The sequence below is a fragment of the Nonomuraea lactucae genome, assembly GCF_003313395.1.
Taxonomy (GTDB): Bacteria; Actinomycetota; Actinomycetes; order Streptosporangiales; family Streptosporangiaceae; genus Nonomuraea; species Nonomuraea lactucae.
In genome coordinates, this window is the sequence record NZ_QNFZ01000256.1 from 1 (window position 1) to 14,054 (window position 14,054).

Consider the following 14,054-nt stretch of genomic DNA (forward strand, 5'->3'; position numbering starts at 1 on the left):
CCCGCGCCGCAGGCGGCCGAGCTGGCTGCTGATGGGCCTGGCCGCCGCCGCCACCACGGCCGCCGTCGCCGTGCCCACGGTGGTGCTCAGCGGCCACCAGGGCCTCCCCCTGCCGCCGGGCGCCCGCCCGGGGAAGGTGACGGGCGCCCTGAACATGCTGGTGGTCGGCACCGACGTCGTCGCCGGGAGCCCGCTCCGCCGCAAAGGCGTGCGGGCCGACACGATCCTCCTGGTGCACCTGCCGGCCGACCGCGAGGAGATCAGGCTCGTCAACCTCCCGAGGAAATCGATCGTCCAGATCCCGGCGTGCGGGTCACGTCCCGCCAGGAAGGACATGATCGGCTCGGCCTTCGACGGCGGCGGGCTCACCTGCTCGGTCAAGACGGTCGAGACCCTGACGGGCGTGCGGATCGACCACGCCATGGAGCTCCGGCTCGACGCCGTCAAGGGCATGGTCGACGCGCTCGGAGGAGTCGAGGTCAGGCTGCCCCGGCCGGTGGACGACAAGGCGGCCAAGCTGGCACTTCCGGCGGGCCGGAACCTCCTCGACGGCGAGCGGGCGCTCGGCTACGCGCGGCTGCGCGACCACGGCGACGGGGCCGACCTCCAGCGGTTCGAGCGCCACCAGGCGCTGATGTCGGGAATGCTGAAGAAGGCCAGGAGCCTGCTCACCGATCCCGGCAAGATCCGTGACTTCCTGTCCGCGGTCGCCAGGACGACGAGGACCGACATGGACCTGGACACGATGGCCGGGATCGCGATGACCGCGAGTCACAGCCGGCCCAGGTTCGCCACGGTGCCCTCGACGCCCACCCCTGAAGACCCCGGCAAGGTCGTCTGGAAGCAGCCGGAGGCGAGCCGGCTCTTCCAGACGCTGGAGTAGGACCGGGAACTACTGGAGCGAGCGGTAGTGCCTGCGCAGGGCGATGCCGGCCGCGACCCCGCCCGCCACGGCGCCCAGCCCGGCGGCGATCGGCAGCGCCGTGAGCGTCGCCTTGCGGCCGGTGCGGAAGTCCTTGACCGGCCAGCCGTGCTGCTTGGCGTGCTCGCGCAGCTCGGTGTCGGGGTTGATGGCGACCGCGTGGCCGACCAGCGACAGCATGGGCAGATCGTTGGCCGAGTCGCTGTAGGCGGTGCACCGGGTGAGGTCGAGGCCCTCCCGGCGGGCCAGCGCCCGAACCGCCTCGGCCTTGGCCGGGCCGTGCAGCAGGTCGCCGACCAGCCGCCCGGTGTAGACGCCGCCGGTGCTCTCCGCCACGGTGCCGAGCGCGCCGGTCAGTCCCAGCCGCTGGGCGATGACCCTGGCCAGCTCGACGGGCGTGGCGGTGACCAGCCAGACCCGCTGGCCGGCGTCGAGGTGGCTCTGCGCCAGCGCGCGGGTGCCACCCCAGATGCGGTCGGCCATCACCTCGTCGTAGATCTCCTCGCCGAGCCGTACGACGTCGTCGACCTTGGCGCCCGCGACGAACGCCAGAGCGGTCTCGCGGGCCACGGCGATGTGCTCGGGGTTCTCGTTGCCGCGCAGCCGGAACACCGCCTGGCCGACCGCGAACTTGAACAGGTCGGACGTGGTGAACATGCCACGCGTCGCCAGCCCCCTGGCGAAGTGGTAGATGGAGGCCCCGCGCATCATCGTGTTGTCGACGTCGAAGAAGGCCGCCGCCTGGAGGTCGGGCTCGGCCGGGGGAGCCGTGACTGCGGCCGCTGCCGCGGCCTCGCCGGCGATTTCCGCTTCAACCTGGTGCCGTCGTCGGATTAGCCGCCACATGGGCTTCAGCTTACCCAGGCGGGGCCGTGAGCCCCTCGATGTAGTCGAGGTAGCCGCTGGCCTGGTCCTGGTGCGCCTTGTCCAGCCGCGCCAGCATCGGCTCCACCATGTCGCGCTGGTCCCTGGCGAACCTGCCGATCTTCGGCGAGCGCGGGCTGACCCGTTCCAGGCGGCTGATGCCCGCCCTGGTCGACCGCTCCATGTCCTTGAGCGTCTCGGTGACGAGCGGCCCGGTCTCGGAGGAGCCCAGGAGCTGGGCCACCTCGGCCGCTCGGGTCTTGGCCGAGTCGAGCTCGCGCTCGCCCCGTTCGCGGTCGTCGTTGCTCAGCCGTACCAGCGTGCTCTCCGCGGCGCGCTTGAGCGGGTAGAGCGTGTCGCCCGGCACCGCCCGGTAGGTGGCGAACGACGACAGCATCATGCCCGCCGCCAGCCCGAACGTGGCGAGCTGGGTCAGCCAGGGCAGCCGCCCCAGCCGCCGCTCGCCGTGCCCGGCCTGCCGGGCACGGGGGCGGGGGCGGGGGCCGGGAGGCGGTGACGGCTCGGGAGGGGCGGAAAGGAGCTCTTCGCGCAGCCTGTCGCGGAACGCGGGGCTGGGCCCCCCTCCGAGGGACAGCCGCCCCAGCCGCGTGAGGTGATCCAGCACGTGCTCGCGCGGTTTGCGCGACCTACCCATGACAGCTCCCTGACGCCCCCGCAAAGAGATCCAGTAGTGGCACATGCCTAACGAAGGGAAGCTGGCGGAGGTTACGCCAGGTCGTTACGTAATGACCTGGCGAGTGCGCGGACCGCGCGGAACTGCAGCGCTTTGATCGCTCCACTCTTCTTTCCCATGATCAACGCCGTCTCCGCCAGCGACAGCCCGTGCAGGAACCTCAGGACCACGCACTCCTGCTGCTCCGGGTTGAGGTCGCGGACGGCCCGCAGTACCCGGTCGTTGATGATGGCCGTGACCACGGCGTTCTCCGGGATGTGCGCGCCGTCGAGCGGAACGTCGATCACTTCTCCCGTGGGGATCTCCAGCCGGTAGCGCCCCGACTTGAAGTGGTCGGTCACCAGGTTGCGGGCGATGGTCACGAGCCAGGCGCCGAAGTCGCGGCCCTGCCAGGTGAACCCGGTGATCCGGCGCAGCGCGCGCAGGAACGTCTCGCTGGTGAGGTCCTCGGCGAGCGGATGCGACCCCACCCGGTAGTAGATGTAGCGGTAGACGAGGTCCACGTAGCGGTCGTAGAGCGTGCCAAAGGCGTCCGTGTCCCCGGTCTTGGCGCGCAGCACCAGCGTGCGGAGCTCGTCGGGGACCTCTTCACGCGCGACAGGCTCGGTCGTCAGGGCTGGGCCGGCGACGGCCGGCGATAGCAGCCCGGCGATCGGCCACGGGTCAGGCATCCGGTATCCCTACGGGTAAGGGGTGCGGCGTGCTCGATCACTCTAGAAATCAACTGGAAATTCCACAATCCACACTGCGAAGTCATGACTAGCTGTAATGGGCGGATACGGTGTGGACCGACCCGTTCCCTCTTCGGCTACCGGCTGGGAGGCATCGTCCGGCAGCATTGGAGTCACCATGGAGATCCTTGTTGCTGTCATCGCCTTCGCCGGTGCGCTCCTTGCCGCCATCGCCACCGGCGCCCTGGTGCGCAGGCTGCGTGAGGAGATCGAGGGGTGGCTGATCGCGTGGATCGTGGCGGCGGCGGCCCTGTGCCTGTCGCTCGCGGTGATCGGCATCGGAATGCTCATGGGCTTCGGCGCCGCCACCTTCAAGATCTATCAGCTCACCGGGTCGCTGCTCGCGCCGTTCTGGCTGGCCATCGGGCTGATCCAGCTCCTGGCCGAGAAGGTGCCGCCGAAGTTCACGGCCTGGCTGCTCGGCACCGCGTTCACCATCGTCTCCGGCGTGATCCTCGTCGTCGACCCGCTGATCGACAACCAGATGACCAAGGTGCTGCCGGTGGGCGCGCGGCACTGGGGGTACATCCCCGACAAGCTGCTCATCGCCGGACATGTCGTCGTGGTGGTGATCACGCTGGCGGCCGTGGTGGTGGCCGCCCTGCGGTGGCGCTCCGGCGACGAGTACGACACCGACAACCTGCACGCGGTGCTGGTCATCGCGCCGTCCACGCTGGCGATCCTGGGCGCCATGCGGTTCGCGGTGCCCGGCTTCTTCACGACCGCGCTCCTGGTCGTGGCCGCCGCCGCGATCTGGTACTGCGTGCTGCGCCCGCTCGCGCCGTACGAGGACGACGAGGACGAGATGGACCGCCGCGACCGCGAGCACGCGCCCGCCGGCCACCGGTCCGCGTCCGAGGGCCGGGGCGGCTCTCCGGTCCCGCCCCGCCCCCAGCCGGTGGCGTCCGCCGAGCAGCCGCCGCCCATGCAGCCGCCCATGCAGCCACCTGGGCAGCCACCCGGGCAGCCGCCCCGCAGGGCCTCAGGTCTGGGCGACCTGGTGGCCGAATACCGGGCCGGCGAGCGCGAGATCGACTACGCCGCGCGCATGACGCCTCCGCCCGACCAGGGACCCTCGACCGGCTACATCATGAACGGCCGCCACGGGACCTCGCCGGACGACTTCGGCGGCCCGCCCCACGACCGCGGCGCCTCGCGAGGCGACTACGGCCCGCCGCGGCAGGATCGGCAGGACCACGGCATGGCCGACACCGGCGGCCCGGCGACCGGCGCCTTCTATCCGGGCGCCGACCTGTTCGCCGGCGGCCCGCCCGCCGACCGGCGCTCCCAGCAGCCGCAGGCCCAGCCCGCCTCCAGCAGGCCCTCACCCAGCATCTACGGCCTGCTCACCGTCTTCACGCTCATGGACGGCTCGGGGGAGGCCTTCGACCGGTTGGCCGAGCAGACCGTCGAGGCCGTGCGGCAGGGCGAGCCCGACACGCTCGTGTACGCCTGCCACGCCGTGAAGTCGGCCCCGCTGCAGCGCATCGTCTACGAGCTCTACCGCGACGAGGTGGCCTACCGCGACCACCAGCGACAGCCGCACGTGGAGCGGTTCGTCAACGAGCGCCAGGCGATGGTGCTGGCCACGAACGTCATCGAGCTCAACGTCAACGCCGCCAAGGTGGTGCCGCTGCCGACCGCCCTGTTCTAGGGCTGTGTCAGGGCTCCCCGCAGGCGCTCTTCGGACACGCGCCAGAAGTCGTGCTGGACGCCGTCGACAAGTGTGACCGGAATCATCTCGCCGTACTTGTCGCGCAGCTCCTGCGAGGAGTCGATGTCGACCTCCTCCCACGGCACGCCCAGCTCTCCCGCCACTTTGGCGATGACCTCGCGCGCGTCGTCGCAGAGGTGGCAGCCTGCCCTTCCGAGCAACGTGATGCGGTGCATGGCCCCCACGGTAGCGCCCTACTTTGTGCGTCGGTTCACAAAGGGATTAACCTGAAAGGCGGTTGATTCCCACCCACGCGGCCCACGGCCGCCCGTTCCCTGGAGCACCGGTACGTGAAGCGCCCGTCCCAGCACCGTGACCGCGGCATACCCGATGCCACGGTAGCCCGGCTTCCGTTGTACCTGCGGGCGCTGCACGGGATGGCGGAGCGGGCGATCGCCACGGTCAGCTCCGAGGACCTCGCCCTGGCGGCCGGGGTCAACTCGGCCAAGCTCCGCAAGGACCTGTCCCACCTTGGCTCGTACGGCACCCGCGGCGTCGGCTACGACGTCGAGTACCTCGTCTACCAGATCTCCCGTGAGCTCGGCCTGACCCAGGACTGGGCCGTGGCCATCGTCGGGGTCGGCAACCTCGGCCGTGCGCTCGCCAACTACGGCGGATTCGTCTCCAGAGGCTTCCGCGTGGCCGCCCTCGTGGACGCCGACCCCGAAGTGGTGGGCGACGACATCGCGGGGTTGAATGTTGAGCACATCGACGAACTGGAAGCCGTCATCAAACGGCGCGGGGTCTCGATCGTGGTTCTGGCCACACCGGCTGCGGCAGCCCAAGAAGTGTGCGACCGTGTGGTGGCCGCCGGAGTGACCAGCATTCTTAACTTCGCACCTGTCGTGCTGTCCGTGCCGGAAGGCGTCGATGTCCGTAAAGTCGACCTATCAATTGAATTGCAGATCCTTGCGTTTCACGAGCAACGCAAAGCTGGGGGGCCGCTGATGGCCGTGGACAGCCAGTGAGTGTTCTGGCGATCGGACTCAGCCACCGGACAGCGCCGGTGGCCATGCTGGAGCGCGTCTCGGTAACGGGCGACGCGCTCGTCAAACTCCTGCGCGACGTGCAGCAGGACGCCTGCGTGGCGGAGGCCATGGTCGTCTCGACCTGCAACCGGGTCGAGGTCTACGCCGCGGTCGACCGCTTCCACGCGGCCTTCTCCTCGATCTGCGACCTGCTGAGCGTCCACACGGGCGTCGGCGCGGAGGAGCTGAAGCCCCACCTGTACGTCCACTACGAGGAGCGTGCCGTCGAGCACCTGTTCTCGGTGGTGTGCGGGCTCGACTCCATGGTGGTGGGCGAGGGCCAGATCCTCGGCCAGGTGCGCAGGGCGCTCAAGCTGGCGCAGAAGCACGGCACCGTCGGCGCCACCCTCAACGACCTGGTCCAGCAGGCGCTGCGGGTCGGCAAGCGCGCCCACACCGACACCGGCATCGACCAGGCCGGCGCGTCGCTGGTCAGCGCGGGTCTCGCGCTGGCGGGCGGGCTCCCCGGGCGGCGGGCGCTGGTGGTCGGCGCGGGCTCCATGAGCTCGCTGGCCGCCGCCACGCTCTCCCGCGCGGGCGTGACCGACATCGTCGTGGCCAACCGCACCTTCGAACGCGGCGCGCGGCTCGCCTCCTCGGTCGGCGGCAGGGCTGTGGAGCTCGCCGCGGTTCCCCGGGAGCTGGCGGAGGCCGACATCGTCATCACCTGTGTCGGCGCCGGGCACCACGTGATCACGCCCGACATGCTGACCCGTGGGGCGTTCCTGCTCGACCTGGCACTGCCCCACGACATCGACCCGGCGGTGCGCGCCGTACCGGGTGTGACGCTGGTCGACCTGGAGACGATCCAGGAGTCCGGCATCGGCTCGCGCGAGGGCGACGCCGTCAGGTCGGTACGCGAGCTCGTCTCCCAAGAGCTCGACGCCTACCTCGACGCCGAGCGGGCCGCCAAGGTCACCCCGACCGTGGTGGCGCTGCGCGGCAAGGCGGCCATCGTGGTCGAGGCCGAGCTGGACCGCCTGCTGATGCGCATCCCCCACCTCGACCGCAAGACGCGCGACGAGGTCGCCCAGACCGTTCAGCGGGTCGTCGACAAGCTGCTCCACGAGCCGACCGTGCGTGTCAAGCAGCTCGCCACCTCCCCCGGAGGCGATCATTATGCGCAGGCGCTGCGCGAGCTGTTCGATCTCGATCCCAAGATGCCCGAGGCCGTGAGGGAGGTGGAGCTGTGACGTTGCGACTCGGCACCCGGCGCAGTCTGCTCGCCATCACGCAGTCGCAGCTGGTCGCCGACTCCTGCACCGAGCGCACCGGCAGGGCCGTCGAGCTGGTCGGCGTGACCACGTTCGGCGACGTCACCAAGGCCCACCTCGCCCAGCTCGGCGGCACGGGGGTGTTCGTCAGCGCGCTGCGCGACAAGCTCATGGAGGGCGAGATCGACTTCGCCGTCCATTCCCTCAAGGACCTGCCGACCAAGCCGGACCCGAGGGTGACGCTGGCGGCGATCCCCGCCCGGCACGACCACCGCGACGCGCTGGTCGGCCGCGTGCCGTTCGCCGACCTCCCGGCGGGGGCCCGCGTCGGCACCGGCTCGCCGCGCCGGATCGCCATGCTCCGCGCCCTGCGGCCCGACATCGAGTACGTCCCGATCCGCGGCAACGCCGACACCCGCATCGGCAAGGTCACCTCGGGCGAGCTCGACGCGGTGGTGCTCGCCGCGGCCGGCCTGACCCGCCTCGGCAGGGACTCCGAGATCGCCCAGATCTTCGAGATCGACGAGGTGATGCCGGCCCCCGGCCAGGGCGCGCTCGCCGTCGAATGCCTCGCCGAGCGCGAGGACCTGGTCGACTTCCTCGCCGTCCTCGACGACCCCCGTACGCGCGCCGCGGTGACGGCGGAGCGCGTCGTCCTGTCCGCTCTCGAGGCCGGCTGCTCGGCCCCCGTGGGTGCGTTCGCGCTCGATGACGGGCAGACTTTGAACCTGACCGCCCTGGTCGTCGCCGTCGACGGCACAGAGGCGGTCCGCAAGTCCGCCGCCGGCCCTCCTTCGGAGGCTGTCGCTCTCGGCCACAAGCTCGCGGCCGAGATGATCTCCGAAGGGGCCGACAGATTGATGGGGGAGCATTCCCATTGAGCCCCGATAGTCCGACCTCCGGCTTCGTCGCTTTCGTCGGCGCCGGTCCCGGTGATCCAAATCTGCTCACGCTCCGCGCCGCCGAGCTGCTGGCCAAGGCTGACCTGGTCGTGCTCGACGAGGAACGGTTCGGCCCGCTGCTGCGGCACTGCCGCGAGGGCGTCGAGGTGGCCTCCGGCGACCTCGTCGGCCATGCCAAGGCCGGCCGGTTCGTCGTACGCGTGTGCGAGGGCGACCCGATGCTGTTCTCCTCGATCACCGAGGAGGTCGCGGCGTGCGCCGCGGCCGAGGTGGACTTCGAGATCGTGCCCGGCGTGCCGCCCGCGACCGCCGTGCTCACCTACGCGGGCATCCCGCCCGCGACGGCCGTGCCCGAGTTCAGGGTCGTCGACGCCGCCCAGCACCAGGACTGGGCCTCCCACGCCGCCTGTCCGGGCACGCTGGTCGTCTACAACGGCCTGGCCGAGGCCGTCTCCATCGGCAAGGCGCTGATCGCGGGCGGCAAGCCCGACGCCACGCCGGTGGCGGTCAGCGGCGGCGGCACCACGACCGAGCAGCACACCGTCGTCTCGACGCTCGGCCGGCTGCAGGCCGACCTCAAGCACGCGGGCTTCACCGAGCCCGCGCTGATCGTGGTCGGCGACGCCGTCGGGCTGCGCGACAAGCTGTCGTGGTTCGAGACCAAGCCGCTGTTCGGCTGGCGGGTGCTGGTGCCGCGTACCAAGGAGCAGTCCAAGAGCCTGTCGGAGCAGCTCGTCTCCTACGGCGCGGTGCCCGAGGAGGTGCCGACCATCTCGGTCGAGCCGCCCCGCACGCCGCAGCAGATGGACCGCGCGATCAAGGGCCTGGTCACGGGCCGCTACGAATGGGTGGCCTTCACCAGCGCCAACGCGGTCAAGGCGGTGCGCGAGAAGTTCGAGGAGTACGGGCTCGACGCCCGCGCCTTCGCCGGGCTCAAGGTCGCGGCCGTGGGCGACGCCACCGCGCGTGCCCTGGTCGAGTTCGGGGTCAAGCCCGACCTGCTGCCCTCGGGCGAGCAGTCGTCGGAGGGCCTGGTGGCGGAGTGGCCGCCGTACGACTCGATGCTCGACCCGATCAACCGGGTGCTGCTGCCGCGCGCCGACATCTCCACCGACACGCTGGTCGCGGGCCTGACCGAGCTGGGGTGGGAGTGTGACGACGTCACCGCCTACCGCACCGTGCGGGCCGCACCGCCGCCCGCGCCGATCCGGGAGGCCATCAAGGGCGGCGGGTTCGACGCCGTGCTCTTCACCTCCTCCTCGACCGTGCGCAACCTGGTGGGCATCGCCGGCAAGCCGCACAACGTCACAGTGATCGCCGTCATCGGCCCGCAGACGGCGAGCACCGCCGAGGAATTCGGGCTGCGCGTCGACGTCATGGCCGACAAGCCGTCGGCGTCCGCCCTCGCCGCCGCGCTGGCCGAGTACGGCGCCAAGCAGCGCCAGGCGGCCCTCGCCGCGGGCGACACCCCGCGGCGCCCGTCACAGAACCGAAGAGGAGCCAGGAGGAGAGCCAAGTGAGTGCCGAGTTCCCGACGGCCCGCCCGCGCAGGCTGCGCTCCAGCGCCGCCATGCGCCGGATGGTGGCGGGCACCAGGCTGCACCCGGCCGAGCTGATCCTGCCGCTGTTCGTCAAGGAGGGCATCGAGGAGCCCGCGCCGGTCGCCTCGATGCCCGGCGTCTACCAGCACACCCGCGACTCGCTGCGCAAGGCCGTCCACGAGGCGGCCGAGGCCGGGGTGGGCGGGGTCATCCTCTTCGGGATCCCCGCGGTCAAGGACGCCCGCGGCTCGGCGGGCGACGACCCCGACGGGGTGCTTCAGGTGGCGCTGCGCGAGGTCACGGCCGAGGTGGGCGACGCCCTCGTGGTGATGGCCGACACCTGCCTCGACGAGTTCACCGACCACGGCCACTGCGGCATCCTCACCGACGCGGGCGACGTCGACAACGACGCGACGCTGGAGCGCTACGCCTCCATCGCCGTCGCCCAGGCCCGCGCCGGGTCCCGCATGGTCGCGCCGAGCGGCATGATGGACGGCCAGGTCGGCGCCATCCGCGCGGCGCTCGACGCCGACGGTCTCTCGGGCGTGCCGATCCTCGCCTACTCCGCCAAGTACGCCTCCAGCTTCTACGGTCCGTTCCGCGACGCCGCCGAGTGCGCGCCGCGGTTCGGCGACCGCAGCACCCACCAGCAGGACCCGGCGGGGCCGCTGGAGGAGGCGCTGCGCGAGGTCCGCCTCGACCTGGCCGAGGGCGCCGACGCGGTCATGGTCAAGCCCGCCCTGGCCTACCTCGACGTCATCAGGCGCTTCCGCGACGAGGTGGACGTCCCCGTGGCGGCCTACCAGGTGAGCGGCGAGTACGCGATGGTCGAGGCCGCCGCGGCGAACGGCTGGATCGACCGCGACCGGATGATCATGGAATCGCTGATCTCGATCAAGCGCGCCGGAGCCGACCTGATCCTCACCTACTGGGCCACCGAGGTGGCGCGCCGTCTCTAACGTGGGGGTTTCCCGCCGGGTTCTGAGACGCGTGCGATAAACTGTGGCGACTAGTGCTGGTGTGTCCCGCGTGCGCGCATGGCCAGGAGCCGGGATCCCTTCAGGCACGACTCGACGGGAGACACCATGGTGGGGGCACCACTCGCTCGGCGTACCAGAAAACGGTCCCGGCCGTCCCGGACCGACTCCGTCCTGGGCTATGCCGCGCTCGGCTGGCCCGCCGTGCCCGGCGCGTTCCCGCTGCGGCGCGGGTCGCGGGCGTGTTCCTGTGACCGCCTCGGCTGTCCCGACCCCGGCGCGCACCCGATCTCTCCAGCCTGGCACCTGCAGGCCACCACGGACGCCACGCTGCTGGCGCGCTGGTGGCAGCTTGAGCCGGAGGCCAACGTGATCCTGCCCACAGGCAAGGTGTTCGACGTCTTCGACGTACCACTCGCCACCGGCCTCACGGCCCTGTCGCGCATCGACTCCGAGGGAGCCCACTCAGGCCCGGTCGCCGCCAACGGTGACCGGGTCTTGTTCTATGTGGCGACCAGGGGCAACCCGGAGGACGAGGACGAGTGGTGGTCGTGCCACCTCGACTGCGACCCGGCGACGATCGACGACACGCCTGGGCTGCGCTGGCACTGCCGCGACAGCTACGTCCTCGCCCCGCCCTCCACGCTGCCCAGCGGTCAGCCCGTCTCCTGGCTCCGCCCCCCCGACGGCCGCCCCCTCCCGGACCCGCTCCGCATCCTCGAACGCCTCGCCGACTGACCCGTCGCCCTCTCAGCCGCGCCCCTCTGCCGGGAGCCCCTGCCGGGCCATTGCCGGACCCTCCGATCTGGTCACAGGAGGGCGATCCGGAGCGGCACCAGGACCAGGTTGGTGACCGTGTGGATGAAGACGATCACCCAGAACGCCACGCCCAGGAGCGGGGCTTCCGGGCGTACGTGCGAGGTGTGCATGGCCGCGAACAGCAGGGACGACGCCACGATCGCCGGCCACCTGCCGTACAAGACCTCCAGACGGCTCTGCAGCCAGCCCCGATAGAAGATCTCCCGGGTACCGGGAGTCTGGGTGTTGCCCGTGGCCAGGAGCCAGGCGTAGGCGCGGGGTCCACGCCGGGTTTCCCGCCGGTGGCACCGGCGGCCCCCGGGACTAACCTGGAGCGCGTGAGCCGTACACAGAAGTCCGAGGACCTGTTCGCCCGCGCCCGCGCCCTCGTGCCGGGAGGCGTCAACTCGCCGGTCCGCGCGTTCGGCGCGGTCGGCGGCACGCCTCGGTTCATGGCCTCCGGAGAGGGGCCCTACATCACCGACGTCGACGGCAACCGCTACGTCGACCTGGTCTGCTCCTGGGGCCCGATGATCCTCGGCCACCGCCACCCCGCGGTCGTCGAGGCGCTCTCGGCGGCGGTCTCGCGCGGCTTCGGGTACGGCACGGCCACGCAGGGGGAGGTGGAGCTGGCCGAGGAGATGGTCGCCAGGGTCGCGCCGGTGGAGCGGGTACGGCTGGTCAGCTCCGGCACCGAGGCGACGATGAGCGCGGTGCGCCTGGCCCGGGGCTTCACCGGCCGGTCCAAGGTCATCAAGTTCGCCGGCTGCTACCACGGCCACGTCGACGCGCTGCTCGCCTCGGCCGGGTCGGGCGTGGTGACGTTCGGCCTGCCCGACACGCCTGGCGTGACCGGGGCGTCGGCGGCGGACACGATCGTCCTGCCGTACAACGACATCGCGGCGGTCGAGGAGGCGTTCGCCGCGGCCGAGATCGCCTGCGTCATCACCGAGGCGTGCCCGGCCAACATGGGCGTGGTGCCGCCGCGCGACGGCTTCAACGCGCGGCTGCGCGAGCTGTGCACCGCCGCCGGGGCGTTGCTGATCGTGGACGAGGTGCTGACGGGCTTCCGCGTCTCGTCCGCCGGCTGGTACGGGCTCGACCCGGTGGACGCCGACCTGATGACGTTCGGCAAGGTCATGGGCGGCGGACTCCCGGCGGCGGCCTTCGGCGGCCGGGCCGACGTGATGGCCCGCCTCGCGCCGGAGGGGCCGGTCTACCAGGCCGGCACGCTGTCCGGCAACCCGCTGTCGGTGGCCGCGGGCCTGGCCACGCTGCGGCTGCTGGACGAGGACGTGTACGCCAAGGTGGACGCGGCGGCCCTGGAGGTGGGCCGGGCAGCCTCCGACGCGCTCACGGCGGCGGGAGTGCCGCACCGGCTGCAGCGGGCGGGCAACCTGTTCTCGGTCTTCTTCACCGACCGGGAGGTCAGGGACTTCGCCGACGCCCGGAGCCAGAACACCGCGGCCTTCACCGCGTTCTTCCACAGCATGCTGGACCAGGGCGTCTATCTGCCGCCGTCGGCCTACGAGGCGTGGTTCCTGTCGGCGGCGCACGACGACGAGGCGCTGAGCCGGATCGCCGACGCGCTCCCCACCGCCGCCAAGGCCGCCGCCGCGGTCCTCTGAGCCTTCGCGGCCGGGACCCGCTCAGCGTCCGGCCGGGACCCGCTCAGCGTCCGGTTGGGGACGTCGTGCCTCCGTCACGTGCTGCGCGGGCGTGCTGTCCGCCGGCCCGCAGGCCAGCACCAGGGTGTAGCCGGTGAGCGCCCCGTCCGGCCGGTCGTACCCCTCCTGGGCCAGGGGCAGGCCGGAGTCCGGGTCGATGATGATCCGGCTGGTGCCGGCGACGCCCGCGGACTCCTCGCTCGCGCGGGTGAACGCCTGCCCCTTGCGCCCGCGCGCGTCCTCGACCTCGCCGAGCAGCCGGACGCCCGGCAGATCCGCCATGATCCGGTACGCCGCCGCGCGGACCCGCGGGGAGAGCGGTTGCTCCGGCTGAAAGAGCGCCACGTTGACGGCCGCCCACAGCCGCGCGGCGTCGCCTTCGACCGGCCCGCCCAGCCCGCCGGAACGGGTCGAGGCGAGCAACTGTTCCCTGAGCCGCGCCGGGTCCGCGGAGAGCTCGCCGACGTCCAGGCCGGGGTGGGAACGCGGGTACGCGGCCAGGTCGCCGGTCGTCCGCGCCGTCGTGGCGCGCTCCTGCGGTCGGGTGTCCAGCTCGGCGCACCGCTGCCCGGACCGTTCCACCAGCACGCCCCGCTTGTGGACCTTGCCGTGGGAGCACAGGCTCGGCATGGTGACCGGGCTGCCGGCGGCGCGCCAGGCCGCCGCGTCCTCGTCGCTCGCGGGCCACGCGCCCAGACGGCGGTGAACCTGCCTGCCGTCGCCGCCGCTGAAGGCGGGGTACCAGGTGGCGTGCGTCGCGCGGGCGAGCATCTTGTACGGCCGAAGCGACGTGCCCACCTCGACCACGTCGCCGGTCTCGGTCTCGTAGCGCGTGTAGCGCCCCTCGGTCCGCTCCGCCTCGCTGCCGGCCGCGGCGGCGAGCAGGAGCTCTCTGGCGCCGGCCGGACCGGCGGCCGGGACGCCGATGAGCAGTGTGAAGACCACCGCGAGCGCCACGGCGGCGGCCAGCCCGCCCACCAGCAGCCGCACGCCCGGCACGCG

Annotated in this window: 15 protein-coding genes; 9 read left to right on the plus strand and 6 right to left on the minus strand. The window is 72.0% G+C overall.

The annotated features are described in order from the left end of the window. Window positions 1-883: LCP family protein (locus DQW85_RS16235; RefSeq protein ID WP_205315164.1), on the plus strand; the 883-nt coding region annotated here is incomplete at its 5' end. Window positions 884-892: 9 nt separating this feature from the next. On the opposite strand, the gene DQW85_RS16240 is transcribed toward DQW85_RS16235, so the two are convergent. From DQW85_RS16240 to DQW85_RS16250, 3 genes are all read right to left on the minus strand, one after another. Next, the gene (locus tag DQW85_RS16240; protein WP_113701141.1) at window positions 893-1,768 is read right to left on the minus strand and encodes an HAD family hydrolase; all 876 of its coding nucleotides are present in this window, start codon (window positions 1,766-1,768) and stop codon (window positions 893-895) included. 10 nt (window positions 1,769-1,778) lie between these two features. Then, window positions 1,779-2,441 carry a DUF5667 domain-containing protein gene (locus DQW85_RS16245; RefSeq protein ID WP_113701142.1) on the minus strand — a complete coding sequence of 221 codons (663 nt, stop codon included), beginning with the start codon at window positions 2,439-2,441 and terminating at the stop codon, window positions 1,779-1,781. A gap of 71 nt (window positions 2,442-2,512) precedes the next feature. Further along, entirely contained in the window at window positions 2,513-3,151 is a 639-nt protein-coding gene (locus DQW85_RS16250; RefSeq protein WP_113701143.1) for a sigma-70 family RNA polymerase sigma factor, read from the minus strand. Window positions 3,152-3,329: 178 nt separating this feature from the next. On the opposite strand from DQW85_RS16250, the gene DQW85_RS16255 reads away from it, so the two are divergent. Beyond that, window positions 3,330-4,865: a putative quinol monooxygenase gene (locus tag DQW85_RS16255; RefSeq protein ID WP_113701144.1), complete on the plus strand. Its 1,536-nt coding sequence runs from the start codon at window positions 3,330-3,332 to the stop codon at window positions 4,863-4,865. Here the strand turns inward: DQW85_RS16255 and DQW85_RS16260 are convergent. Further along, on the minus strand, window positions 4,862-5,101 hold the full coding sequence (locus DQW85_RS16260; RefSeq protein ID WP_113701145.1) for a glutaredoxin family protein: 240 nt from the start codon (window positions 5,099-5,101) through the stop codon (window positions 4,862-4,864). The genes DQW85_RS16255 and DQW85_RS16260 overlap by 4 nt on opposite strands. A 114-nt stretch (window positions 5,102-5,215) precedes the next feature. Between DQW85_RS16260 and DQW85_RS16265 the strand changes: the two genes are divergently transcribed. From DQW85_RS16265 to DQW85_RS16290, 6 genes are all read left to right on the plus strand, one after another. After that, window positions 5,216-5,893 (plus strand): redox-sensing transcriptional repressor Rex, encoded by a 678-nt coding sequence (locus tag DQW85_RS16265; RefSeq protein WP_205315165.1) that lies wholly within the window; start codon window positions 5,216-5,218, stop codon window positions 5,891-5,893. Beyond that, entirely contained in the window at window positions 5,890-7,146 is a 1,257-nt protein-coding gene (locus DQW85_RS16270; RefSeq protein ID WP_113701147.1) for a glutamyl-tRNA reductase, read from the plus strand. Before DQW85_RS16265 ends, DQW85_RS16270 begins: the two co-directional genes overlap by 4 nt. Further along, window positions 7,143-8,048 carry a hydroxymethylbilane synthase gene (gene hemC, locus DQW85_RS16275; RefSeq protein WP_113701148.1) on the plus strand — a complete coding sequence of 302 codons (906 nt, stop codon included), beginning with the start codon at window positions 7,143-7,145 and terminating at the stop codon, window positions 8,046-8,048. The genes DQW85_RS16270 and hemC overlap by 4 nt, the downstream gene beginning before the upstream one ends. Continuing rightward, window positions 8,045-9,589, plus strand: a complete 1,545-nt coding sequence (locus tag DQW85_RS16280; protein WP_240197218.1) for a bifunctional uroporphyrinogen-III C-methyltransferase/uroporphyrinogen-III synthase — start codon at window positions 8,045-8,047, stop codon at window positions 9,587-9,589. Before hemC ends, DQW85_RS16280 begins: the two co-directional genes overlap by 4 nt. Beyond that, window positions 9,586-10,569: a porphobilinogen synthase gene (gene hemB, locus DQW85_RS16285; protein WP_113701150.1), complete on the plus strand. Its 984-nt coding sequence runs from the start codon at window positions 9,586-9,588 to the stop codon at window positions 10,567-10,569. Before DQW85_RS16280 ends, hemB begins: the two co-directional genes overlap by 4 nt. A 126-nt stretch (window positions 10,570-10,695) precedes the next feature. Beyond that, window positions 10,696-11,325, plus strand: a complete 630-nt coding sequence (locus DQW85_RS16290; RefSeq protein ID WP_113701151.1) for a bifunctional DNA primase/polymerase — start codon at window positions 10,696-10,698, stop codon at window positions 11,323-11,325. A gap of 71 nt (window positions 11,326-11,396) precedes the next feature. On the opposite strand, the gene DQW85_RS16295 is transcribed toward DQW85_RS16290, so the two are convergent. Beyond that, complete coding sequence (locus DQW85_RS16295) at window positions 11,397-11,738, minus strand: CPBP family intramembrane glutamic endopeptidase (protein ID WP_113701154.1); 342 nt, start codon at window positions 11,736-11,738, stop codon at window positions 11,397-11,399. Between DQW85_RS16295 and hemL the strand changes: the two genes are divergently transcribed. Continuing rightward, window positions 11,724-13,013, plus strand: a complete 1,290-nt coding sequence (hemL, locus tag DQW85_RS16300) for a glutamate-1-semialdehyde 2,1-aminomutase (RefSeq protein ID WP_113701152.1) — start codon at window positions 11,724-11,726, stop codon at window positions 13,011-13,013. The two genes, DQW85_RS16295 and hemL, sit on opposite strands and share 15 nt — an antisense overlap. 21 nt (window positions 13,014-13,034) lie before the next feature. Here the strand turns inward: hemL and DQW85_RS16305 are convergent. Further along, window positions 13,035-14,054, minus strand: a 1,020-nt coding sequence (locus DQW85_RS16305; protein ID WP_162795035.1) for a CU044_5270 family protein, incomplete at its 5' end; no start/stop codon positions are given.

Bases quoted from the DNA above. Each gene is read 5' to 3' on its own strand.
- DQW85_RS16240 (WP_113701141.1), bottom strand. From the start codon at position 1,768: ATGTGGCGGCTAATCCGACGACGGCACCAGGTTGAAGCGGAAATCGCC.
- DQW85_RS16245 (WP_113701142.1), bottom strand. From the start codon at position 2,441: ATGGGTAGGTCGCGCAAACCGCGCGAGCACGTGCTGGATCACCTCACG.
- DQW85_RS16250 (WP_113701143.1), bottom strand. From the start codon at position 3,151: ATGCCTGACCCGTGGCCGATCGCCGGGCTGCTATCGCCGGCCGTCGCC.
- DQW85_RS16255 (WP_113701144.1), top strand. From the start codon at position 3,330: ATGGAGATCCTTGTTGCTGTCATCGCCTTCGCCGGTGCGCTCCTTGCC.
- DQW85_RS16260 (WP_113701145.1), bottom strand. From the start codon at position 5,101: ATGCACCGCATCACGTTGCTCGGAAGGGCAGGCTGCCACCTCTGCGAC.
- DQW85_RS16290 (WP_113701151.1), top strand. From the start codon at position 10,696: ATGGTGGGGGCACCACTCGCTCGGCGTACCAGAAAACGGTCCCGGCCG.